The organism is Photobacterium sp. SP02 (genome assembly GCF_038519165.1).
Lineage (GTDB): Bacteria > Pseudomonadota > Gammaproteobacteria > Enterobacterales > Vibrionaceae > Photobacterium > Photobacterium halotolerans.
Window position 1 is genome coordinate 15146 of sequence record NZ_JASJOJ010000033.1, and the last position, 23650, is coordinate 38795.

Sequence of the window (23650 nt, forward strand, 5' to 3'; positions counted from 1 at the left end):
TAAACCCAGCTCACCCCCCTTTGCAAACCTCATCTCGGGCAGCAGTGACTCCTGTCTGGGTCAGTTGGCAGGTACCATCACTAGTGTCGGCTTACAGGAAGAGGGAATCGATCCACGGACAACAGCATCAACCCGCAATACACCAACACTTCGTCATACAGCAAAGACAAGACGCTCGCGACGCTGGGGCAGGGTGAGATCACCAGTGTGGACAACATCGATTACTCCGTTGTGAACCCTGATCACTAAGCGTGCATGTTTCCCCTATCTCTTTGTTACACATAGTATTTACCTGTTCATAATTCGTGAAATTCCCGGATGGCATTCGGGTGGTGCTCATCAATTCCTTATAAGCTGATAACCGCGAAGTCACCGCTTCGCAATCATGGCTGCGATAGTTCAGAACCGTCAGCTCTTTCAAACAGCAAAAGGAATGCAATGGATGAGATTGTTACTGCTTATTCGTACGGGAGCCTCGCTCGCCCCCATACCGGCAAGTGGCAACTGGTATTTTCGCAGGACACCCAATCACAGGCGTGCGAAACGGGACCTACCGCGATGCCGTTACAGGTCATCAGTTGACGGTATCCAACGGCACGATCAGTTTTACCGTGAAAGGCTACAGTGCCGGGATTTACGTTTTGAACGGCCCCGGGAAAATCGGCAGTGACGGCGAGTTCCTGCGTTAAAACGAAACAGCCTGCCAGAGATGGCAGGCTTTTTTGTGAAACACGGGCATGTGACTGACACAAGGATGAAAAAAGGAATGACAGGTTTAATCCTGCCAACTGCCATTTACCCGCATCAAGACAAGCGCACAGCGCTCGCCGTCTATTCATTTACTCACATTTCGACACCATGACAGCGTCGGGTAAGCCGTTATCCTGGAAGGTCAGGCTCCATACATAGCGTCCTGCTTCAGGGAGCATGGCAGCGGTGTCTTTACCATAGCTGCCTGCAGTGAGCGGCGTTTCCTGACCCGGCCTGAGTTCCAGCCCCTCGGCCGTATACTGTGGCGACCAGTCTTTGCTGGCGTACTGCAGACGGAAGCTGCCGGCCTGTTCATTGGTTACCACCTGATACAGGTTCTGGCCTTTGTATTCGAACTGCCGGTTGGCTTTGTGCTTCCACCCTGAATCGGTGAAATCGCCAACCACATACAGCGGCTTACTCACCGGGCCTTGCTCAGTCACAGTGGGATTATCACACTTTGCCATCATACCTGTGCCCGTCACGCTCAGGGCCCTGGCCGTCAGATCCACGGCAGGCTGTACCGGGGATGCAATGCGCAGGAAGCGTGCTTCAAAGCCATCGAGCGGAATTGTGTAGTATCCGCTGCTGAGGCGAAAGCGCTCACCGCTTTGCAGGTCAATCAAATCTCCGGCTGAGCCCAGTGTGTCTGCTTCTAAAGCCAGTTGTTGCGAAGCGTCTGTGGTGCTGACCAGATAAACAACGGCGTCCTGATCGTTTTGCTTGCGATCCACATACACCTTGTCATTGGCCATCATATTGAGGCGTTCGCCTTGGTATAACGCCGGGTGCGCCGCCCGCATTGTCATCAGCTCAGTAACATAAGCTTTGAGATCGCGCTGGCGCGCATTCAGCGTGGCACTGACGCCGTCAACCTTGCCACTGGAGCGGGCCACATGATCATCACATAAGCCTTGGATGGCGCAGATATCGCCCGGCACTTTATCGGCAAAATGTTCAACCTGATCACCAATTTCATCACCGTAATACAAGGTGATAGGGCCGGTATACGCGGCGAGGAAAGATAACGCTGCTTTATGGCGCTGCCAGTATTGATCATCGGTGGGTTCTGCAATATTGCCGCGTTGCAGCAGATCACCAAAACGGACGAGATCATGATTGCCCAGCATCAGATTGGGCTTGGCATGATCGGGATAAAGCCGATGCAAATCCATGCCTTCTGCCAGCCAGCTGCCGCCTTTGCCGCCGTTGCTGTTTTCATTCACGGCGAAGGTTTCGACTAACCGGTAGCGGACTGGAAAATCAAAGGCTGAACACAGTCCCGGTGTGCCATGCGGACCATAACCTGTCTGATTGATCACATTTTCGTTATTCCATATTTCAGCCACCATGTAACCCAGCGGGTGAACTGTTTCGCCAAGGTGATTGACGTAAGTGACCGACTGCGAGGCTTCATCGACCGTCTTGCGGATGTCCTGCCAGGCCTCGAGAGGCACCTGATAAGCCTGATCGAGTCGCCAGCCATCGATTTTGAGTGTTTTGATCCAGTAAGCTGCGACTTCCTGATAAAAAGGCAGGCTTTCCGGGTAGCTGACCGGATTGCTGCTGCCCACGGGCAGCTTTCCGGTGGGTGATGGCACCACATTCTCCTTGTGGTGGCCGAATACACCGTCAAAGAACACATACAAGCCTCTGGCATGGGCCTGCTCGACCAATGCTTTCGCGGTTTCCAAGCTGCCAAATTTCGGATCAATCGAAAAATAATCGGTGGCATAATAGCCGGTTGCATCCAAACGGTCCGCCCAGTGATCCTGGCCTGCTGTGGGTACCGACGCAAACACAGGCGTCAGCCAGATCGCATTGACCCCTAACGACTGAATATAATCCAGAGCGTCGATAATCCCCTGCAAATCGCCCTGGTGATGACTGGTTCCGTAGCCGGTACCATGACCAAGATTCGGGTCACCATCGACGAAGCTCTCGACCATGACCTGGTAAATCCGAAGCTGTTGACTTTGCTCGGCAACGCTTGGGTTACAGGCATAAGGCGCAATGGTTTGGTTTTGGTCCGCAGATGGGTTTGAGCTTCCGCATCCTGCCAGGGCTGCGGCTATCAGTAATGAGAGTGTGGAATGAGCAATCCTTTTGTTCACGTTTCAATTCCTGTCGTTATTTTTTGAATGTCTGATCGCTGTTTGTTTGTGGATACGTGCCCCTTCATTCAGGGACACGCACCAAGACAATTAACGGGATTGGGTAAACACAGTCACCGCAGTGCCTTCAACCACCACACTGCCGGATAACCCAGTCTGATGACGGGCGCCTGATGCATCGGCAACCAGCGTCCAGTCGCCTGCAGGCAAGCTGATGGTCTGATTGTTGCCGCTGTTGTACACCACAAACAGCTGATGGGTGTCTTGCGGGTAGGTGATAAAACCTGTGACCAGTTGCCCGCCAAACTCAGCGGGTCGGGAGACTGTAAGGTAACTGGCGATGTCCTGATTTGAGGGCATGCGTAAACCGGGGTGATTGCGGCGCAGCGCGATCAGAGCTTTGAAGTAATCATAGGTCGCCGCGTTATCAGCACGGCGCTGCCATTTGATGCTGTTAAAGCTGTCCGGCGCATTGTAGGTATTGTGGGTACCGCCGTGCGCACCGAAATTCCAGGCATCCGGATGACTCATTTGTTCGTTGTCGGTTTTGGTCCGTAAGAACTCGTCACCGGCATGGACAAACCCGATGCCCTGGCTGGTCAGTACCATCCCCATGCCAAAATTCACCACGCGTTTGGCGTAATCGAGGCTGGTCGGTGGCGTCAGGCTGAGAATCTGGTGCGAGCTGTTCTGGACAACATTGCCCGACAGGCTTAAATACACTTTATCCCACAGCCCGAAATTATCATGGGCAGAAATATAGTTGATGCTTTGCTCCGGGTCGGCGGCAAAGTTTCTGAACCAGGTGCTGTTGCGGCTGTCATTGGGATCGTACGCTGAACCGCGCATGCCATCATAGACAGACCAGCCCGCATCGGCGCTGCCCAGATTGTTGAACATATAACCGGTCCGGGTATCGTCGTTCGACCCTTTCAGGGCTTCACGATAGGCGCCGTTGAACACACCGACATGCTCTTGTGCCATATGATGCGTGGTGCCGTAACGAACACGTTGCGCTTCTTTCGGATCGCTGGCGTAACCATTCCAGGGTTCGCCGTACAGGAGTAAATTGCGATCCGGGAATTGCTGGTTCAGCGCGCGTCCCCACTTTTCCACTTCCTGGTAAGAGAAAATGCCAATCAGATCGAAACGAAAACCATCAATGCCATATTCATCGACCCAGTAAGCCAGTGAATCCTGAATCATGCGGCTGACCATAGGCTGGTCGGCATCAATGGAATTGCCTGTGCCGGACAGATCCGTGGGGGTGTAATAGCGGCTGCTGATGTTTTCAAACATCTCTTTGGCGTAAGTGTGGTTGTACACCACATCCATGATGACCCGGATCCCGGCTTTGTGAAATTCATTCACCATGGTTTTAAACTCGCTGGCACGCGCCTCGTAATCGGTCGGCACCTGTGAATAGCGATCTTCCGGGACGTTGTAATTGCGCGGATCATAACCCCAGTTGTAACAAGGATCGCTGTCAGGGAGTCCGTCACAAGTGGCAAAGTCATAGACGGGCAGCAGCTGGACGTGGGTGATGCCCAGATCGACCAGATGATCAATGCCCGTTTTCAGCCCGTTGTAACGGGTGCCGCTTTCAACCATCCCCAGGTACTTACCGCGCTTGTCTGCGCTGACACCAGAGCTGGCATCGATGGTGAAATCGCGGACATGCACTTCATAAATCACCGCATCTTCGCGGTTCACCAGTGCAGGACGCTCAGCCCAGCCGCCATCAGGGACAGTGCGGGACATGTCCATCACAATGTTGATGGCTTCACTGTCTCCTGTGCCTGGCTTTGCCATTTTCCCGTAGGGATCGCGCACCGGAATGCCATTGATCTTAAAGGTGTACTCGGCAAGGTGCAGATCGCCGCTAACGTCAATCTGATAGATATCTATGTAGCCGTTGGCATCGCTCACTTTGCTCAGCGGGTATTCGGTGCCGTTCACGGTAACCGTGACATCGCTGTGATCCGGCGACCAGATCGCAAAGGTGGTTTTATCAACCTGATACTGTGCGCCGAGCGTCGCAAGCGGGGTGCAATCTGAGGTGCATGGATTCACGGGCGTCAGGCTATAGCTCAGCGTCTGGTCGTTCACCGTGACCAGATATTCGCCGTTAACCTGGGTATAGATGTCATCGCCGGATGCGTCCAACACACCGTCATTCTGATTGTCGCCATAGTTCTGCGACCAGTCTCCGGTCAGGTCAAACTTAAAACGCTGACTGGTTTGTCCGTCAAAATGAACCAACAGCGACCAGGTGTTGTTATCGACCAGGGTCATTGCCTCTGCGGCCCATTGATTTGCCGTGCCGCGAAAGTGCAGCGCCGTGAAGTTCTGCGCCAGAGACGAACTGTCGCAACTGGTCACTGGGGGGGTGAGTATCGTCTGGCTGTCGGTGTAAAAGTCGATCCGATAGCTCTGATCACCGGTAACCGTGAAATCGCCGGCGGGATAACTTTCCTGCCAGTCGCCGTAGCGGTCGATTTTAAATCGCGGGCCACCTGTGGCATCCCCTTGCAGAAACGTCTGGCAGGTTTGATAGTGAGTGGTCGTTATTTGTGTCATTGCTGCCGCATTCCACTGATTCGGGGTGCCCCGGAAGTGCCAGTCGGCAAGTGCGGGGGCGCTGATCAGCGTCGCACCAACAATAAGCGTAGGTAAGGTTCTCATTTCAATTTCCTTTTGCCGTCCTTTGCAAGAGAGATGACTCCCGAACGGATCGAGTTATTGTTTATGGTTATTCGCACTCCTGACGCGGACATTTCATCCAGCCAGGTGAGTTGTAAATAGCACAAAAAATAACGCTGAAAATGCCGTTTCCGGTGAAATTGAATTGAAATGTGAACCGATTAACTCATTGTATGGCAAGAAAAAATTGAACTGTGATCCTGCTATCTCAGCCCCTTTCTACGCCCCCTTTTCTACGCCCTGAGGGGGATCATCATTGCTCGGTGGTCTTTATCATTCTACCGGGGCTGCGTCTGCAGATGGTTGTTGCTGTACTCAATGTTTGTCAATATCTTGTCGCTTAAGCTGATTATTAATTCAGTTTTAGTTTCACTGTCCTTAGTTTCACTTTGGTATCAAAACAGCATCAGTAGTCCGACCCAAATGGAGGGGAAATAAGCCGGAAACCGTGAAGTCGGTTACCTTCGTTTGTGTTCGAAAATGATACCTGATCACATTGATATGCAATGTTTGTGAGTAAATATCATTCCTGTGTCTCATGTTTATCTTTTTCTCATTGTCTAAATCTTCCGACTCCCGTTATATGATTTAGTTGCACATGCACCTATGTGCGCATTTATTGGTAGTGCAACACCTATAGAGATCAATAACAAGGATGACGACAATGAAGAAAAAATACGCTCTTACTTTTGCTGCTTTAGCATTAGCGGCAACTTCAGTGAGCACTCAGGCACGTAACTTTGATTTACCCTCTGGCTGCGAATACGGACGAGTCAAATCATATGATTTTAAATCAGAAGATGTGAAGGGTGCTGTCGAGAGTGGTTACAATATTTACAACGATCCTCAAACCTATCCTGATCCTTCTAACCCGGATCAAACGGATTATAATCAGGAAGAATATGCCAACTTTTTTGAGTCGCTGATTAACCTTTTCAACTCGTTTGACTATTTGCGGGTGGAAGTGCCAAAACATGTGGTTCAGGATGAAGTATTCCGTGCCAAAGGCAACTTATTTGATCGTTATGCCAATGTGCATTTCAACAATTCAGAATTCGGCTATGTCGGTAAAGATAAATCAAACCTTGATGCCAATTCCTATCTTAATATGAAGTTTTCACGTACTTACGGTTACGGATTAGTCTGGATAAACCGATCCGGCGGTATGTGTTCGGCTGAAGGTGTCTGGGTTCAGAAGAAGCCTAGAATTGTCAGTGCTAGTGCGACCCATGCTTCGGGCAAAGTGCAGGCAAATATAGAATATCTGATTGATAAATACTCAACAGCGGCGAAAGATAGTAGCGTGAATGCCCGCTTGATTATTCATGTCCGGGATGATCTCTATGGCCAGACTGCCTCTACATCTGTGAGCCTGAGTGCATTGAAGGGCAGTAAAACAATCAGTATTACGCCAGCCAATCCAGGTATAAATAGTGTCAGCGTGACTTTGTCTGACGGAAAGTATACCGATGGTATGTCTTTAGGTTATGTGAGAGTACCGGGCACACCGAAACCGCCATGCCCAAGATGTCAGCCTCTTTAAGCGTGACAAGAAAGTGATTTATTAATAGTTCAGGCCCGTAGCTGGGCCTGATCTGTATGTTATCTGACTTTAAAAAAAGCCATTTCTTTTCTGAGGTGCTGAGTTAATGTCGAAATATCGTTATTTGCCAGTGTCGTCTGGCTGGCATTCTCAGAGTTTTTCTGCACGATTTGACTGATTTCTTCCAGCCTGTGAGAGATATCATTCGTGACAGAAGATTGCTCTTCTGAGGCGGTAGCGACTAACGCATTGACGTCCGAAATTTGCCCAACCTGCTCTGAAATCGTTTTGAACGCATCGGACAAAGCCTGAGTAATGATCTGAGACTCTGAAACCATGTCTGTGTTGAGTTTCATGTGTTCATCTGCAAGTTTGGATTGTTCCTGAAGCTGGCTGATGATTGTTTGAATATCTATGGTCGACTTTTGTGTTTTGGCTGCAAGTGCACGGACTTCATCGGCAACAACCGCGAACCCCCGGCCTTGTTCTCCGGCACGGGCAGCTTCAATCGCGGCATTGAGCGCCAGTAGGTTGGTCTGCTCTGATATGCTGTTAATCACATCAACCACTGAGCTTATCTTTTCTGAATGCTCTCTTAATTCGTTGATTATTCGTGCAGATTCTTTCATAGAGTCACTGACACTTTCAGCAATAGAATCGGAGCGTTGCAGCGTACTTGAGCTGGCGTTGATGATGGTGATAGCTTCAATCGCTGCAGTTTCCGCCGAGTGCGCGTTGTGGGCAACATCAGACGCGGTTGAAGACAGTTCTGTCGCAGCGGCTGCGACTTGTTCTATTTCAGATAACTCGCGCTGGGCATTCTCAGAGTTGTTGTGTATCACTGTCGATATTTGCGTTTGGTTTACAGCCAGCTGCTCTTGAATTCGCTCTGAAGACTGGATGATGCTGAAAATACTGTGCTGGAGGGTTTGCAACGATGACGTTATTAAATCAAGTTCATTATTGGCTTTCGTCATTTCACGTGGAGTAAAGTCACCATCAGACATTTTTTGAATGGTGTCAGTAATTTCAGGCAACACGCGTAATTCTTTCCGTATGATCCAGAAAGAAAAGATGAAGCCGGTCATACAGGCAGCAACAAGAAGTATGATCCCAAGCTGAACATTAGCTTCATAGGTATTTTTACTTGTTTGATAAATATGTTCAGATGTCGTTAGTTGAATATTAATTAGGTTGTCTATTTGATCTGAAAGAGGCTCTATACGGTTGTAGACTCTGTGGACGATTTGATGTTTAGCATCAGGTTGGTTTCTCGTTTCTTCTAAAAGCGCAACAAGCTCTTGTTTTATGGCATTGATTTCAACCGTCAGTGTTCTTGAGATGGCTCTTTCATCGGCCGTTAATTGGGTTGAGTGATAATTATCCCAAGTATTCGCAACAATGTCTTTGGCTTTTAAGACCGATAATTCCAGCTCTTGCTGAGAGAGTGCACCAATATTCCATTTGTTGAACGCATCGACAATATCAACCGCAAAGGCATCAGAAATTGTTTTTAACTGTTGCAAAGGAATGACACGATCAAGATAGATTGAGTTCATTGCATTTAACGTGTCTTTATTTCCAGACATTTGATTCCAGAAAAGTATGAACATAAATACACATAGTGTGGCAGGCACGGCGAGAAGTTTTGTGAATATATTTTTTTTCATATGAATTTAAGCTTGATACCGAAGGCGTATAAGGGCGGTATTTTGCATGGTTAAGAGAAATAATAATATCTTTTCTATTTTATTTTTTATGCAAATGACTGAAAGTCACGCTGTTGCCGTTCAATCTGCCGATGTAACTTCCACGCCCCCGAATGGGGGCGTGGGAAATGGCAGAGAATATCTGGTGTTATTTCGCCGGGTATTCAGACCAGTTGCTGCCATCCAGGGTGACATAGTTTTTGCCCTGCACCCTGATGACAGTAGAGCCTTCGTTTTGAGCGACCACAGGCGTGGCAGGCAGGTTACTGATCAGTGAGGCTGGGTCAAAGCTGCCGCTCAGGTACGGGTTTTGTTCTAAGACATTGGCGATGAGCTGAGATAACGCCAGATAGCTGGACGGTGCTGTCACGCGGGCTGTCTCGCCGGTACGGACGATGTTTTTGCCAAAGACTCTTAAGCCAACAGGGGTATGCACAATCGAAGGCGACGGGATTTCCCGCATTCCGGTGATCTGCATCCGATCGCCTTTCATGCCCGCGCCATGTTCGGGCACCAGCACCACCACAATATTCCGGCCCGATTGTTCCAGCGACTGGAAGAAAGCGTACAGATCGTCGAGCAGGTTTTTCAGCCGCAGTTTGTAGCTCACCAGCCCGGTGGATTGGTTGCCGTGAATGATCCGGTTGCCGTCATGCAGAGAAATGGTGTTGTAGAGCGCGACGATCTTGTCACTGCCTTCCTGCTGGCGCTGCTGCCACCAGTGATTTAAGACATCTTTGTCGCGGTAGATCGGCGCACCGTCAAACGATTTCTGATAGGGAGAAAAATCTGTTTGCGGCATCAGATCTGCCGTGACATTCCCTTCGGTTTGAATTAACTCGAGGAAATTGTCGAAAACCCCGTCGTGGTTCATCACCAGATTTTCTTCAAAACCCAATTGTTTCAGGTTTTCGAACAGGTAGCACTGCTCAGACGGTGCGCCCGCAAAGAGCTGGCTGTGGTTTTCCTGCCCGCAACTGGCTCGCAGCAGACGGATCACGGCAGGCCCGCTGTAGGAAGTCGCTGCATTGAACTGATCAAACAGGACATCGAATTCTTTAAACAAGGGATGATCTTCCAGCCCGGCAATATCAATATCGTCCCAGGCAACAGAGCAGATGCTCAGAAATAGAATATCGAATGGCGCAGCCTGAACAGCGCTGTCATCAAACAGCACTTGCCGCTTTGCTTCACGGGAAAAGAACTCAGAGACGTATTGATTCAGCGAGGCATCGTCCGTGCCCGCCGGCACGTTGGCAGCCGTTGTGTTTACATTGCCTGCGGGTTGGGTGATCGGGGTCGTGTTATCAGCCGTTCCCTGATCCGCAATGACAGGCGGTATCTGGCTGGAGGGCAGACTGAAAAACAACATCGCCGCCATCACCAGCACGGATATGCGTAAAAAGCGATTGAGCAGGTAATAACCGATACAGACGGCAAACAGGCCCAATATCGCCTGGACAGAGACAAAACGGCCAGCCAATTCAAACAGATAACGCCATTCGAAATGCATTAACTGATTCATTTGCCCCCAAAGGCGCTCTAAAGGCGGCAGAAAAGAATCGTAGTGCAGCAACCAGGCCGCTGCAGGCACAGCGATGACGAACCTGACCGTTGCCAGCAAACGAGAGCGCAGCGGCAATAACAGAAAGAGGGCCAGCACGACGTTTTCCAGCGGGTGGAAATCAATCGTCCCCTGGAAATACAGGGCGAATTTGGCAATGAAATAAACATTCCACCACCCCAGTCCTTGAACCTGCTGTGATGAATGTGAAAAGCGTGTAATCGTCATAGTCTCTGCTTAGTTGAAAGATTCAGTCTTGTTCAAAGTAGCGGGAGCGCCTGATAAACCTGTGATGGAAACGCTTGCCCAGCGCAATCAGCTGGCGCAGGTAATAACCCAGTACCATACCTGTGATCAGGCTGAACCCTGCGGTGAGCAGAAAATCATCAATGTTCATGATTCACCTGTTAATCGAATGCGCTTCGGGGTGGCAAAAAGGGTCGCCATCTCATCCTCGGCGTTGCTTTTTACTGTAAAAATCGCCGGTTCTGTGGTGATTTTCTTGATTTCTGCCGAAACCGGCAAAGCTTCTTTGCCAACCACTTCCAGCTCTTTTTCCAGCTCATAGTGTGCACTGATGACATGAACGGTCCGGAAGAGATCCCGGACCGGGACATCAAAAATATGATTCAGTGCGGTATGGATATCGGTTTGGCGAATGGCACTGAACAGAACGTACAAGGCATGGTTGCAGGCAGTAATCACATCGCCATCACGCCGGATATGGCACAGCCGCAGACACTCCTCCGGCTGCATGCCGGACAGCAGTTTGAGTTTAATCAATACCACACCCAGTTGCGGGGAGGTCAATTGCTGCATTACAGCATGGCAATACTGGATAAATGTCTGATTATCCAGATACCCCCGTGCATTGTAGTTCGGGTCATGTAACAAGAGTTCTTCCGTATTGTCCGGCAGTGAGCGCGTCATGCGTTGCCCTTGTATCGCATCAACCTGGCTCATCATTCTGAGGAAAGGCAGATGATAAGGCACAATCAGATTTACGCCGGCGCGCAGCAGGAAAGTCTCATCGGCATATCGCAGACACTGTCTGACTTCTCTGATGATGATTTTGAGCTTCGGGCCGGCTTGCTGTCGTAAATGCAGGCAGTCGACCGCCAGCTGGCGGATCTCCTCCGGCGACTGACAGGACAAGATCAATGTCGCTGAATGCGGTATTGCTGAATCACGGATGATCTCTGCATTGTTCGCTGCCAGCTGAACATGCGCAGGAAGTGGGATGTCTTCATCCAGCACAGCATGACTCATCACAATCAGGGTCGTGTCATCCTGGCTACTGAATGTCGCTATACTGGTGGGGGACATCGGCACCGCAGTCAGCATACCCGGGGCCGTTTTTTGCACAACAAACTTTTTATCTGATTGAATACCGTCTGATTTTGCCCAGAAATGCACATGGTAGCTGTATTTGTTGTCACTGATCATTCCCATCGCGGCCAGCCCTGCCAGATAGCGGTTCAGTGACAGTAATGCCGGTTTTAATGCGGTTGAGGTGACAGAGCCGTACACCATGAGCTGTATCGCCAGCTCATGGTCAGCAGCGTATTTATGAAGCATTTTTAAAACAATAGTGAGATTTTTTTTATTAATATTTGTGAAAAATATATCCGGCACAAAAAGGATAGCAAGCGAGTGCTTTGCGACTTTTAATTTGATGAGATCATCCAGCAGCAAATGAAAATGGATACCATTTTTGGTTTTATTCTGATTCAGAAAAAAGGTTCTTTGACACTTTTCCTTTAATGTCGCTGAAAGCTGAACGCTTTCTTGAACGTTCAGACCTGAGTAAAAGTTATCTTTGTTTGTAAAACAAGTGAAGCCATTGTTTTGATTCTGTTTCAAGATGGCTGTCAGATAATCGATTGCCATGGTTTTCTGGTCAAAAAGAGTCACATAAACCGACGGAAAATTGTTTATTTCGACAAAGTGTGTAAAGTCCGGATTTGTAGACATATAAAATACCAGTTGCTCGCTATCGGCACTTTTCCCTGCTGTTTAACGCTTTCAGAGGTACCATCACCGTAAGATCGCGACAGAAAAGATGTTACTAATATAATCAGATCATATAGAATTTGCCCAAAATGTCGAATCATTCGTCTGATGTATCTTGGTAAAGACTGAAATCTATAAAGAACTGTTCTCTTGGCATGTGGCCGATGCATTGATGATGACATTTGATTATGAACTGAAAGGCACACATAATTAATTGTAATATTATCATTATTTTCCGGTTGTATCAGGAAGCGTGTGAGTCACACGCATCAAGTTTATTGAATCGGTTTTTTATTTTTTTGTGGACTGAGTGTTAAGAATGAAAAGGCAAAAATGTAATAAATGTTAGCACCTGTTTGTTTCTTTAAAAATTATGTACTTAAATACAATATGTATGAACGGCATTGATAAATTCGATGAAGTAGTGGTGAATTATTGTGGTAATGCCTGCGAAAGATGTTGATGCAATTTATGCATCTTACAACATGACAAATCATGATTATGTTGAATTAAACGAAAGTGAAAATTATTCAAAAATTAAAAACAAGTGGTTGATATTAAAAAGTAAAAAATCACTTCACGGGACAAGGCGCACGAACATGGAAAACAGTAGCCAGGCCGATATGGCATGAAAAGGATCGGGATCCTCAGCTTGCGTGGCGGTGCCGGGGCGACCACAGTCACAGCCAATCTGGCACAGGCGCTCGTACCAGTGCAGAAAAATGTGCTGGTTGTGGATGCTGTCCCGGCCAATTTGCTGCGTTTACACTTTGGTTTACCACTCTCCAGCGTTGAAGGGTGGGCCAGCCACATGTGTGCAAACACCGACTGGCAATCGGCCGGCTTTGAAAGTCCCAATGGTGTAACATTTTTGCCTTTTGGCCAATTGTCATTACAGAACGCCCGGCAGTTTGAGGCGAATCGCGGCCCTTATCTTGCCGAGATCCTGGAAGCACTCGGGCGGGTTGACCTCGGTGACAATCAGGATCACTGGCAACTGGTACATTTGGCGGCGTCAGATCTGGCGATACTGGAAGATGAATCCTTCGGGTATTTTTTTGATGCCGTGCTGGTGGTGTTAACACCGGACGCTGCCTGTTACAGCGTGCTGCAAGATGTCTCTGAGACCCTGACTGTGTTTAACGATGCGCCTGTGTCAGCCAAAGTGCGCTATGTGCTCAATCAATATCAGCCAGAAACTGAGATCAGCCGCGATTTCATGCTGGTGATGAAAAAAGAGCTTGATGCTGATATGTCACCGGTTCTGTTACACCGAGATATCGCTCTGATGGACAGTGTGGCAAACCTGACCACGGTGCAGCAGTTTTCACCAACCAGCCAGGCGGCAAAAGATTACCAGTCGCTCGCCTTTTGGTGCGTGTCGCAATTATCAGCCATCCAGTGTGTTTCCTGAGTCTATGTTCAACACCTTAAATCTGATTTTTAAATCCTGGGTTATTGAGCAGTTTAAAGTGCAAAAGCTGGCTTATGAGCGCGAGCGAAATACACCTGCCTCCCGCACGGGAAGCCTGATACTCGGGTTATGGTTTACCTTTGCGTTTGTGTGTCTCAAGCCGCAGATTGCCGGCGTGCCGGCATGGCGTCTGCCGCTGATTTACTACCCGCACATCAATTTTGCTTCTCCTTCGTTGCTGGATCCTGTGCGTTTTGTGCTGCAGAGCCTGTGGCTGTTGTGCGTCAGGCCGCAATCGCCGGGCCACTTTAAAGCCCGACTGCAAGCGGGAACCAAACAGCTGATCCGCCGCGTGAAAGCCATCTTTTATTTACCCTTTGGGCGCATTGCCGGCCTCATTCAATGGCTGGAAAAAAAAGCGACCGACGCCGACACAGAAGATCTCAAGACGGTATTAAGAGAAAGCAAAACCGGGCGGATGATCAATGTTCTGCTGCTGATCGCTGTGGTCTTGCTGGCCCTGATCTGTTTTACCGTGCCGTTCGGGCTGGAAGCCCAGATGGTGTTTGTGCTGCTGCTGTGGGCGCTGGCCATGATGTGCCGGCGAATGCCCGGCCATTTTCCGACCTTGCTGTTGATCATCCTGTCGGTCACAGCTTCGTGCCGCTATCTGTGGTGGCGCTATTCTTCCACCCTGAACTGGGATGACCCTCTGGCGCTTATGCTGGGCGTTTTACTGTTACTGGCAGAAACCTACTCTTGGATCGTGCTGATTTTAGGTTACTTTCAGAATATCTGGCCGCTGAACAGAAAACCGGTTGCCCTGCCGTCAGAGACAAAAGTTTGGCCTACAATTGACGTAATGATACCGACTTATAATGAAGATCTGGACGTTGTGCGTGCCACTGTGTACGCCTCTCTGGGCGTCGACTGGCCAAAGGATAAGTTGAATATTTATATTCTGGATGATGGTAAGCGAGACAGTTTTCGCGATTTTGCCCGGGAAGTTGGCGTGCACTATCTGCGACGGCCAACCAACGAGCACGCCAAAGCGGGCAACATTAACTATGCCCTGCAGCGCTCTCAGGGAGAATATGTGGCCATTTTTGACTGTGACCATATTCCGGCCAGAGCCTTTTTCCAGCTGACCATGGGCCTGTTCCTGAAAGATCCAAAACTGGCGCTGATTCAGACACCGCACCACTTTTTCTCGCCGGATCCGTTTGAGCGTAATCTGGCCAATTTTCGCGATGTGCCCAATGAGGGCAACTTGTTCTACGGCCTGATTCAGGACGGTAACGATCTGTGGGATGCCACTTTCTTTTGCGGTTCATGCGCCATTTTACGCCGCGGGCCACTGGAAGAGGTCGGTGGCATAGCGGTGGAGACAGTCACTGAAGATGCGCATACCTCACTGCGGATGCACCGTCTGGGTTATCACTCGGCGTATCTGAAACAACCGATTTCAGCCGGTCTGGCAACAGAAACGCTGTCGGCGCATGTCGGCCAGCGAATCCGCTGGGCCAGGGGCATGGCGCAGATTTTCCGGGTGGATAATCCGCTGACCGGCAAAGGACTTAAGCTGTCCCAGCGCTTGTGTTATGCCAATGCCATGCTGCATTTTTTGTCGGGTATTCCCAGGATCATTTTCCTGACCGCGCCACTGGCGTTCTTATTGCTGCACAGCTTCATTATTTATGCACCGGCGCTGGCGATCATTCTGTACGTGTTACCGCACATGGTGCATGCCAGTATGACCAACTCGCGGATGCAGGGGGAATTTCGCTATTCATTCTGGGGCGAAGTGTATGAAACCGTTCTGGCCTGGTATATCGCGCGCCCGACCACAGTGGCACTGTTTGCCCCGCACAAAGGGCAGTTCAATGTCACCGCCAAGGGCGGGCTGGTCAAAGAATCCCATTATGACTGGGTGATCTCCCGACCCTATCTGGTGCTGGTATTGCTGAATGTGATTGGACTCGGCATGGGCTTGTACCGCTTGGGATGGGGGCCGGATAACGAAATGGCGACCGTGCTGGTGAATATTGTCTGGACCCTGTACAACCTGCTGATCCTCGGCGCGGCAGTGGCGGTGGCTGTTGAAGCCAAGCAAATACGCCGTGATCACCGGGTTGAAGTCTCTATGCCGGTGGCGGTCAGGCTCAGATCCGGACACCTGCTGCAGGCTGAAATGAAAGATTTCTCGCTCAGTGGCTTGCGGGTCCAGCTGGGCGAACAGGACAGTGAGCGACTGAATGTCCAGGTGAATCAGAAACTGGAGGTGGTGCTGAGTCGTGGTCAGCAATCCTATGTGTTTCCGGCGACCATCGCCTTTACCGGTAACGGCATGCTGGGGCTGCAGCTCAGTGAACTCAGCACACAGCAGCAAATTCAGTACGTGCAATGTACGTTTGCCAGAGCAGACATCTGGGCGAAGTGGCAGCAGTCTTATCAGTCGGATAAGCCGATGTCGAGTATGAAATCTGTGCTGCAGGTCGGCTGGAACGGATACCGCCGCCTGATTCAGCACAGCCCGGCACCAGTCGCTGCGCTGGCGCAGGGTGTTTCAATCTTTGGTGGCCTGATTTGGTCACTGAGACCACGTAATGTCCCCAACAGGGCTTAAAAAATGAAGATCAATAAAACAATAAAAACAGTGGTTGCCATACTCAGCAGTCTGGGTATGGCGGCAATGGCCAGTGCGCAGGCCACGGCAGTTAACGCCGATTCAGCGGGAGCCACGACACCTTCACATCAGCTCTCACCCGTTATCCAGCGAGAGCTGCCATTCTCACAATTGGGCTTTAATGGCTCTATCGGTATTTACGGCAGTGAAGCCAACGCCAATGTCGGTTTCGGCTCGCGTCTGGATGAGGTGATTGCCAAAGCCAACCTGCATTTTGATGTTACGCCTTCACCGGCGCTGCTGGCGCTGGTGTCTCACATCAAGGTGTACCTCAACAATGAACTGATGGGGGTCGTGCCGGTCACAGATGGCCAGCAGGGCAAAAAAAGCAGCGTGTCCATGCCGCTGGACTCGCGTTATTTCAGTAACTATAACCAGATCCGCTTTGAGCTGATTGGCAACACCCATAAAACCTGCTCTAACCCCAATGATGCCAGTATCTGGGCGGAGATCAGCCAGAGCAGCCGGGTCGAGCTGTTTGTGCAGAAAACCCGGCTTGAAAGCGATTTGAGCTTATTGCCGGCGCCCTTTTTTGATCCCCGTGATTTTGGCAAGTTAACCCTGCCGGTCATTATGGGAGCAGACTATGATCTGGCAGAAATAAAAGCGGCGGGCGTGCTGGCGTCCCACTTTGGTTCGCTGTCCGGGTGGCGGGGCGCGCAATTTTCGCTCTTGTTCGATCAATTGCCAGAGCAGCATGCTGTGGTGTTTGTCAGCAATGACAATAAACCCGATTTTCTGCGTGACTTTCCGGATGCCGACGGGCCGTATTTACAGGTGATCACCCACCCGACCAACCCTTATGTCAAACTGCTGCTGGTGCAGGGCCGCGACAGCCAGGATCTCAATACCGCGGTTCAGGGGCTGGCACTGGGCACCCAGTTGTTAACCGGCCCGATGGCGAAGATCAATCAGGTGGTGCAGGTCAAACCCCGCGTCCCTTATGACGCGCCCAACTGGGTCGATACCTCAAGGCCCGTGGCGTTCACTGAGCTGGTGGAACAGCGCAGTCAGCTGCAGGTGGAAGGCCGTACCCCGCCGCCGGTACGGCTGAGTTTTCAGCTGCCGCCGGATCTGTTCACCTGGCAGAGCCGCGGTATTCCGATGGATCTGCAGTACCGCTATTCGCCGCCAATGAAAGATAACTCGGGCTCACGGCTGACGCTGGGGATCAACGATGAGTTTGTCGAAGCGTTTAACCTGACCACAGCCGGTCAGGGCGGTGAATCCAAGCGTGTCCGGGTGCCCTTATTGGACGACGGCTTGCTGGGCGGCAGTGACAGGGTACGGATTCCGGCGTTCAAAGTGGGCAGTAAAAATTTCATCGATTTCGAATTCGGCTTTGCCTCTGTCACGGAAGGGAACTGCCAGATCACCCAGCCGAGCAAACAGTATGCCGTGGTTGACGGCGACTCGACCATTGATTTCAGCGGCTTTCCGCATTATATCCAGATGCCGAACCTGCGCTCCTTTGCAACCTCCGGCTTCCCGTTTACCCGCATGGCAGACTTGTCGGACACGGTTGTGGTGCTGCCCGCCGCTTCGTCAGCCGAAGTGCTGCAAACCTTTTTGAATGTCATGGGCCGGCTGGGGGCAGACACCGGTTACCCGGCCATTCAAGTTTCACTCGCAGATCAGTGGGACAGCGCCACGCTGAAAGGCAAGGATATCCTGAGTATTGGTGTGGCGCAGGAACTGAACCAGGCGATTGGGCATCCTGATCAGGTTAATCTGGTTTTGCAGTCCGGTCAGCGCCAGATCCGTCTGCCGGGCCGCAACGAAACCGCATCAGGCATGAACTGGCTGGGCAGGGCGTCTGACAATCCGGAGGCTGTCGATCTGGTGTCGGTCAATGCCAGCGGCAAGTTTGCCGCCATCACAGGCATGGAATCGCCGTTCACCAAAAAGCGCAGCCTGGTCGCAATCATGGCTGCCAGTCCGCAGGCATTGAGCCTGGTGGATAATGCCATTATTGATTCGGGCAAAGTGGAACACATGTCAGGCTCTGTGGTGATCTTGCGTAATCAGGAAGTGGCCAGTTATAACGTCGGCCAGCATTATTTTGTCGGCCAGTTGCCGGTGCTGAAATTGATCTGGTATCACTTCTCCAATCACCCTGTGCTTGTCGCCTGCCTGGCGGTGTTGCTGGTGGTGATTGTCACTGTCTTCCTGTGGCGGGTGCTGCGGAAAATTGCCGCCAGACGGCTGGCACGCAACGGAGAAGATGCATGAAAAGCCTGATACTTGTGCTGAGTCTGCTGTTCAGTGCCCAGAGCCTGGCAAACCGCTGTGAATGGCCGCAGTGGCAAGCGTTCAAATCGGCTTATCTGGTCGATGGCCGCGTGATAGACGGCAGTGACGAGCGCCGGATCACCACATCCGAAGGCCAGTCGTACGGCTTGTTTTTTGCCCTGATAGCCAATGACAAACCGGCCTTTGCCGCCCTGCTGGACTGGACGCAAAGCCAGCTGGCCGAAGGCGATCTGACGGCGCGCTTGCCGGCCTGGCTGTGGGGCAAACAGCCATCGGGACGCTGGGGCGTGCTGGATGATAATCCGGCCTCGGATTCTGATCTCTGGATTGCGTACACGCTGGCTGAAGCGGGCCGCCTCTGGAATAACCATTATTACCAATCGCTGGGCCATTTGATCGCCAGCCGGATATTGCGCGAAGAAACCGTGGATGTCGACGGCCTGGGCACTGTGCTGCTGCCGGGATCGGTGGGGTTTGAGCTGGAGAACGGTCAGTATCGGGTCAATCCGAGTTACCTGCCGCTGCAGCTGATTGCCCGGATGGCACAGCTGTATCCGCAATACCGCTGGACATCTCTGTACCGCACCAGCCTTGCCATGATTCTGGACACCATGCCCGCCGGTTTCAGCCCGGACTGGGCCACGCTGGCCAACGGCCGTTATAGCGCAGATCAGCAAACCGGGCCGGTGGGCAGCTATAACGCCATTCGTACCTACTTATGGGCAGGCATGCTCAGCGACGATTCGAAAGACAAAGCAGCACTGGTGAAGGCAATGCAGCCCATGGTGGCGGCCACGGCGGCTTTGTCGGCCCCGCCACGTACGGTGAACACTCAGACGGGCCAGTATCAGGAACAGGGCAGCGCCGGATTTTCGGCCGCCATGCTGCCCTTGCTGGCCGCGTCAGGTGAAACCGCGCTGTTGCAGGCTCAGGCCGGGCGGGCGGCCAGGCACCTGATCAGAAATCAGGACGACCACTATTACGACAATGTGCTGGCGCTGTTTGGCGAAGGCTGGCACCAGCAACGTTATCGCTTCGGCGTACAGGGTGAACTGGAGCCAGCATGGGAAAAGGGATGTCAGTAACTGTTTCGCTAAACGCCAGTATCCTGATTGCACTGGGTCTCAGCGCCGGCACCATCAGCCTGTCCGCTTACGCCGGAATTGTGCCGGCAACACCTTTAACAGCTCAGCAGCTTGAGCAGGTCTACCAGCCGGTAGACTCGGTGACCACCTTTTCCGCCGTGCCGTCGGATAGCAATTCGGTGGATTTTCTGGTCAATCAGATTGAGCTGGCCACGGCGTTAGGTCGCGATGATATCGTTGAAAGTGCGCTGGAGCGATTACTGGCGATTGACAGCCAGCACCCGGACGGGCTGTATTATCAGGCGCGGCTGCTGATCAAACAAAACCAGCTGCAGCAGGCGCAGGAAGTCAGAAATCAGTTAAGAGCCGGCTCACCGCAGTCGGTGCAGCTCAAGGCGCTGAATGATCTGATTGCCATTAACGGCCGCAAAAAAGCCGAGTTGCAGCAAGCCCGATTACTGGTGCGCGCCGGCCGTTATGAGCAAGCGTTGAAAGCCTATGATGCGCTGTTCCCCAATGGTATGCCCTCGGCCGAGTTGCAGCTGGAATACCTGCAGGCCGAAGGCAGTCTCAGCGAGCGCTGGGAAAGCGTGAAACAGGGGCTGGAGCAGCTCAATGCCGCGTATCCCGGCGTGCCTGCTTTTCAGCTGGCGCTGGCAAACCATATTCGTCGTCGCGATGCCGCCGATCCCTGGATTCTGGCGACTTACCGCCAGCTGGCACTGCGTTCGGATATCGGCATAGTGGCGGCCAATGCCTGGCTGCGCGCGCTGGATCAGCAGCCGATATCAGCGCAAGTGGCCGAACAGTACGCCATTGTCGCCAGCTATTTTTCGTCTGATACCGCCATCAATCGTGCCAACCGCAATGCCCAGGCGCGCTGGGAAACTGAGCAGAGCCTGCGCAAAGATCCCACCTATCTGGCCAAGCTTCAGGGGTTGGCGCTGATAGAGCAAGGGGCGTACCCGCAAGCCAAAAAACAACTGGAATACGCTTTAACCACGCGCCCGGACGATCCTGACATCCTGGGCGGCCTCGGCATGGTGTACCTGCGCCAAGGGCAGCAGGGTAAAGCACTGGATTACTTCCGACAGGCGCAGCAGCTCGATGATGATCCGGACAATGTCAGTAAGTGGCAGTCGCTGGTGGAGGCCTCTTCTTACTGGGCGTATCTGGATGAAGGCGATGCGCTGAGACAAAAAGGCCAACTGAGTCAGGCCGAGCGCGCGTATCGGAAAGCCATGCCAGTGAACGCCGCCGAACCTTATGCCTATCTCAAACTGGCAGAACTGTATCAGCAGCAGCAGAAATTTGCTGCCGCCGGGCAGGCCTACCGGCAAGCCTTGCAGCGTGATCCCGGCAATGCGCAGATCGTGCGCGGCCTGGTGAATCTGACTCTGGAAAGCAAGGGGCTGGTGGCGGCGATTACCTTTGCGGAGCAGTTGCCTCCGGCCCAGCGGCGGCAAATTCGCGACACCTTACTGGAGATGAAAACCCAGTTAGTGGTGCAACAACTGAGCAGCGCGCTGGCAGAGAATGATACGCAGGCCGCAGAGCGGTTCGCCAAACAATTACTCCAACTGGATCCCTCCTCTCCCTGGCAGCGCCGCGATATCGCCGATGCCTTAGTCGCCGCCGGGCAGCGCAGCCGGGCCGATGCCCTGATGCAGCAATGGGCCGCTGACAGCCGCGATCCGGAGATGCAGTTTGCCTACGGGTTATACCTGAGTCAGGCCGGTCGCGATGATGAGGCCATTGCCGTGTTATCGCGCGTGCCTGCTGCCCGACGCAGTGAGGCCATGCAGCGTAATTTGCTGCGGCTGCGCCTGAATCAGTCTCTGGCAGATTTACCTGCCCGCTATCAGGCCAACCCGGATGCCGTGCGCCAGCAACTGCATTCGCTGGCGCAGCAGTATGCCAGTCAGCCGGCCGTGCTGGCGCGGCTGGCCATAAGCTGGTCCGGTTTAGGTGAACGGCAGCAGGCTGAGAAAATCTACCGTCAGTTAACCCCGAATGATGCCTGGCCGCAGAATGCTCAGCTTGGCTATGGTGAGCTGATGATTGAGCTGGCGCACTTCAGCGCCTTTGATCTGTGGCTGGCGCAGCAGGGACAGGCGCGTGTCAACGGGCAGCGGGACGCCGTATCGCTTACCGAACTGGATGCGCTCAATACCCGGCGCTTGCTGGCCGAAGCAGAACTCCTGACTGAACAGAGGCAGTTCCGCCGGGCGCAGGCGCTTTATCAGAATGTGCTCACCGACGCTAAACCCGCCCCCGAGCCTTACCGCACCGATGCCCGGCTCGGCGTGTTACAAACCAGTGCCGCACTGGGCGATGCGGCCGTTTATCAGCCAGTGTCTGAGCAGCTCTATGCCAGCCGTGCCCAGCTGACGGCCAGACAATTAATGGCCGCCGCCCCTGTGATGAACCGTCAGGGCGAATACGATAAAGCCCGTGAACTGAACCGTTTACTGAGCCAGCGGCCGGACGCGGATGCGATGGATTACCGCAACAGCATGGCCCTGGCGATGGATAATCAGCAGTGGGCGCTGGCAGAGCAGCGTGGCTATCAGGCACTGAATGCGGATCGCATCGAAAAAAGCGCCGATGCACAGGCGGCGCAGGCCCAGTCACCCGATTTACGCACGCTGTATCAGGAGGCCGACGATTACTGGCTGACCCGCAATGTCAAAGCTGACATCGACCGTCTGCGCGATCGTAGCGACGGCCACATCATGATCGGTTGGGATTACAGTGCCCGGGACGGGGAAAACAAGGCCAGTCAGGTGCCGATTGAAGCGCGGATCCCGCTCGAACAATGGGACGGCCATCTGATGGTGCGGGCCGATTATGTCTCGCTCGACTCCGGCGATCTGGACTATTACGACAGGTTTGCCGATTCCAATGCGCAATACGACACGCTGCGCGCCCGTGACACCGGGCTGGCCCTGGGCATCGGCTGGCAGGCCGACAACTGGCAGGCCGATATCGGCACCACACCGCTGGGTTTTGCGCAGTCAACCTGGGTGGGCGGCGTTACGCTTGAGGGCGACATCGGCGATTTCGGTGTGTCCGGCACCTTGTCACGCCGACCGGAAACCAGCAGTGTGCTGTCGTATGCCGGGATGAGTGTGCCCCAAGTGACGGCTGGTTCTTCTGTTGATCCAGCCGGCACACAATGGGGCGGTGTGGTCAGCACAGGCGTTAAGCTCAATGCCAGCTGGGACATTGGCGGTCCGTACGGCTTCTGGAGCAGTGTGCAACATCATCTGATCACCGGCGAAAATGTGGCTGATAATACCCGGCTGGCCCTGCTGGGCGGCGGCTATTACAAACTGATTGCCACCGATGATCAGCGTTTCAGTATCGGCACCAATCTGCTGTATTTTGACTACGATAAAAACCTGAGCGAGTACACGCTGGGCAGCGGCGGGTATTACAGCCCGCAGCGCTATGTGTCGCTGTCGCTGCCGGTGAATTATTATGGCCGCTATAACAGCAGCTGGTCGTATCTGGTCAGCGCTTCTGTGTCCAATTCCTGGTCGAGAGAAGATGCGCCCTATCAGTCGGACGGGGAATCAGACACAGGCGGCGGTTTTGGTTATTCGCTGGAAGGCGCACTGGAAAAGCGGGTCAGCAGCCGCTGGTATGTCGGGGTCGCCCTGGACTTGCAGCGCTCTGATTTTTACGAGCCAAACCATTTGATGCTCTATACCCGGTTTACCTTCAATGATCGCTGGCAACCGATCGATTACCCGCCGACTGTGCCCAGCCTGTACAGCGATTTTGACTGATACGCGCAACCGTCACTGACAT

Annotated in this window: 13 protein-coding genes; 7 read left to right on the forward strand and 6 right to left on the reverse strand. The window is 52.4% G+C overall.

Annotated features, from left to right (window positions below; translation table 11 throughout):
* Positions 1 to 536: 536 nt before the first annotated feature.
* Complete coding sequence (locus P0Y67_RS14375; protein ID WP_342392417.1) at positions 537 to 689, forward strand: hypothetical protein; 153 nt, start codon at positions 537 to 539, stop codon at positions 687 to 689.
* 150 nt (positions 690 to 839) lie between these two features.
* Here P0Y67_RS14375 and P0Y67_RS14380 read toward each other — a convergent pair whose 3' ends face one another.
* Positions 840 to 2864, reverse strand: a complete 2025-nt coding sequence (locus tag P0Y67_RS14380) for an alpha-amylase family glycosyl hydrolase (protein ID WP_342392418.1) — start codon at positions 2862 to 2864, stop codon at positions 840 to 842.
* Between the two features lie 90 nt (positions 2865 to 2954).
* Positions 2955 to 5549 carry an alpha-amylase family glycosyl hydrolase gene (locus tag P0Y67_RS14385; protein WP_342392419.1) on the reverse strand — a complete coding sequence of 865 codons (2595 nt, stop codon included), beginning with the start codon at positions 5547 to 5549 and terminating at the stop codon, positions 2955 to 2957.
* Between the two features lie 682 nt (positions 5550 to 6231).
* Here P0Y67_RS14385 and P0Y67_RS14390 point away from each other — a divergent pair.
* Complete coding sequence (locus P0Y67_RS14390) at positions 6232 to 7110, forward strand: hypothetical protein (RefSeq protein WP_342392420.1); 879 nt, start codon at positions 6232 to 6234, stop codon at positions 7108 to 7110.
* Between the two features lie 59 nt (positions 7111 to 7169).
* Here the strand turns inward: P0Y67_RS14390 and P0Y67_RS14395 are convergent, their stop codons facing one another.
* The 4 genes from P0Y67_RS14395 to bcsE form a co-directional block, all read right to left on the reverse strand.
* On the reverse strand, positions 7170 to 8780 hold the full coding sequence (locus P0Y67_RS14395; protein WP_342392421.1) for a methyl-accepting chemotaxis protein: 1611 nt from the start codon (positions 8778 to 8780) through the stop codon (positions 7170 to 7172).
* 187 nt (positions 8781 to 8967) lie between these two features.
* Positions 8968 to 10611: a cellulose biosynthesis protein BcsG gene (gene bcsG / locus P0Y67_RS14400; RefSeq protein ID WP_342392422.1), complete on the reverse strand. Its 1644-nt coding sequence runs from the start codon at positions 10609 to 10611 to the stop codon at positions 8968 to 8970.
* A 22-nt stretch (positions 10612 to 10633) separates the two neighbouring features.
* The gene (locus P0Y67_RS14405; RefSeq protein WP_342392423.1) at positions 10634 to 10780 is read right to left on the reverse strand and encodes a hypothetical protein; all 147 of its coding nucleotides are present in this window, start codon (positions 10778 to 10780) and stop codon (positions 10634 to 10636) included.
* On the reverse strand, positions 10777 to 12357 hold the full coding sequence (bcsE, locus tag P0Y67_RS14410; RefSeq protein ID WP_342392424.1) for a cellulose biosynthesis protein BcsE: 1581 nt from the start codon (positions 12355 to 12357) through the stop codon (positions 10777 to 10779). Before bcsE ends, P0Y67_RS14405 begins: the two co-directional genes overlap by 4 nt.
* Before the next feature lie 667 nt (positions 12358 to 13024).
* On the opposite strand from bcsE, the gene bcsQ reads away from it, so the two are divergent.
* Genes bcsQ through P0Y67_RS14435 form a run of 5 tightly spaced genes read left to right on the forward strand, consistent with a single transcriptional unit; the run spans position 13025 to position 23628 of the window.
* The gene (bcsQ, locus tag P0Y67_RS14415) at positions 13025 to 13810 is read left to right on the forward strand and encodes a cellulose biosynthesis protein BcsQ (RefSeq protein ID WP_342392425.1); all 786 of its coding nucleotides are present in this window, start codon (positions 13025 to 13027) and stop codon (positions 13808 to 13810) included.
* 4 nt (positions 13811 to 13814) lie between these two features.
* Entirely contained in the window at positions 13815 to 16436 is a 2622-nt protein-coding gene (bcsA, locus tag P0Y67_RS14420; protein WP_342392426.1) for a UDP-forming cellulose synthase catalytic subunit, read from the forward strand.
* A gap of 3 nt (positions 16437 to 16439) precedes the next feature.
* The gene (gene bcsB / locus P0Y67_RS14425) at positions 16440 to 18728 is read left to right on the forward strand and encodes a cellulose biosynthesis cyclic di-GMP-binding regulatory protein BcsB (RefSeq protein WP_342392427.1); all 2289 of its coding nucleotides are present in this window, start codon (positions 16440 to 16442) and stop codon (positions 18726 to 18728) included.
* The gene (bcsZ, locus tag P0Y67_RS14430; protein ID WP_342392428.1) at positions 18725 to 19834 is read left to right on the forward strand and encodes a cellulose synthase complex periplasmic endoglucanase BcsZ; all 1110 of its coding nucleotides are present in this window, start codon (positions 18725 to 18727) and stop codon (positions 19832 to 19834) included. The genes bcsB and bcsZ overlap by 4 nt, the downstream gene beginning before the upstream one ends.
* Positions 19825 to 23628 (forward strand): cellulose synthase subunit BcsC-related outer membrane protein, encoded by a 3804-nt coding sequence (locus P0Y67_RS14435; RefSeq protein ID WP_342392429.1) that lies wholly within the window; start codon positions 19825 to 19827, stop codon positions 23626 to 23628. Before bcsZ ends, P0Y67_RS14435 begins: the two co-directional genes overlap by 10 nt.
* Positions 23629 to 23650 lie beyond the last annotated feature (22 nt).

Bases quoted from the DNA above. Each gene is read 5' to 3' on its own strand.
- bcsE (WP_342392424.1), bottom strand. From the start codon at position 12,357: ATGTCTACAAATCCGGACTTTACACACTTTGTCGAAATAAACAATTTT.
- P0Y67_RS14435 (WP_342392429.1), top strand. From the start codon at position 19,825: ATGTCAGTAACTGTTTCGCTAAACGCCAGTATCCTGATTGCACTGGGT.
- bcsB (WP_342392427.1), top strand. From the start codon at position 16,440: ATGAAGATCAATAAAACAATAAAAACAGTGGTTGCCATACTCAGCAGT.
- bcsG (WP_342392422.1), bottom strand. From the start codon at position 10,611: ATGACGATTACACGCTTTTCACATTCATCACAGCAGGTTCAAGGACTG.
- P0Y67_RS14395 (WP_342392421.1), bottom strand. From the start codon at position 8,780: ATGAAAAAAAATATATTCACAAAACTTCTCGCCGTGCCTGCCACACTA.
- P0Y67_RS14385 (WP_342392419.1), bottom strand. From the start codon at position 5,549: ATGAGAACCTTACCTACGCTTATTGTTGGTGCGACGCTGATCAGCGCC.
- P0Y67_RS14390 (WP_342392420.1), top strand. From the start codon at position 6,232: ATGAAGAAAAAATACGCTCTTACTTTTGCTGCTTTAGCATTAGCGGCA.
- bcsZ (WP_342392428.1), top strand. From the start codon at position 18,725: ATGAAAAGCCTGATACTTGTGCTGAGTCTGCTGTTCAGTGCCCAGAGC.
- P0Y67_RS14405 (WP_342392423.1), bottom strand. From the start codon at position 10,780: ATGAACATTGATGATTTTCTGCTCACCGCAGGGTTCAGCCTGATCACA.
- bcsQ (WP_342392425.1), top strand. From the start codon at position 13,025: ATGAAAAGGATCGGGATCCTCAGCTTGCGTGGCGGTGCCGGGGCGACC.
- bcsA (WP_342392426.1), top strand. From the start codon at position 13,815: ATGTTCAACACCTTAAATCTGATTTTTAAATCCTGGGTTATTGAGCAG.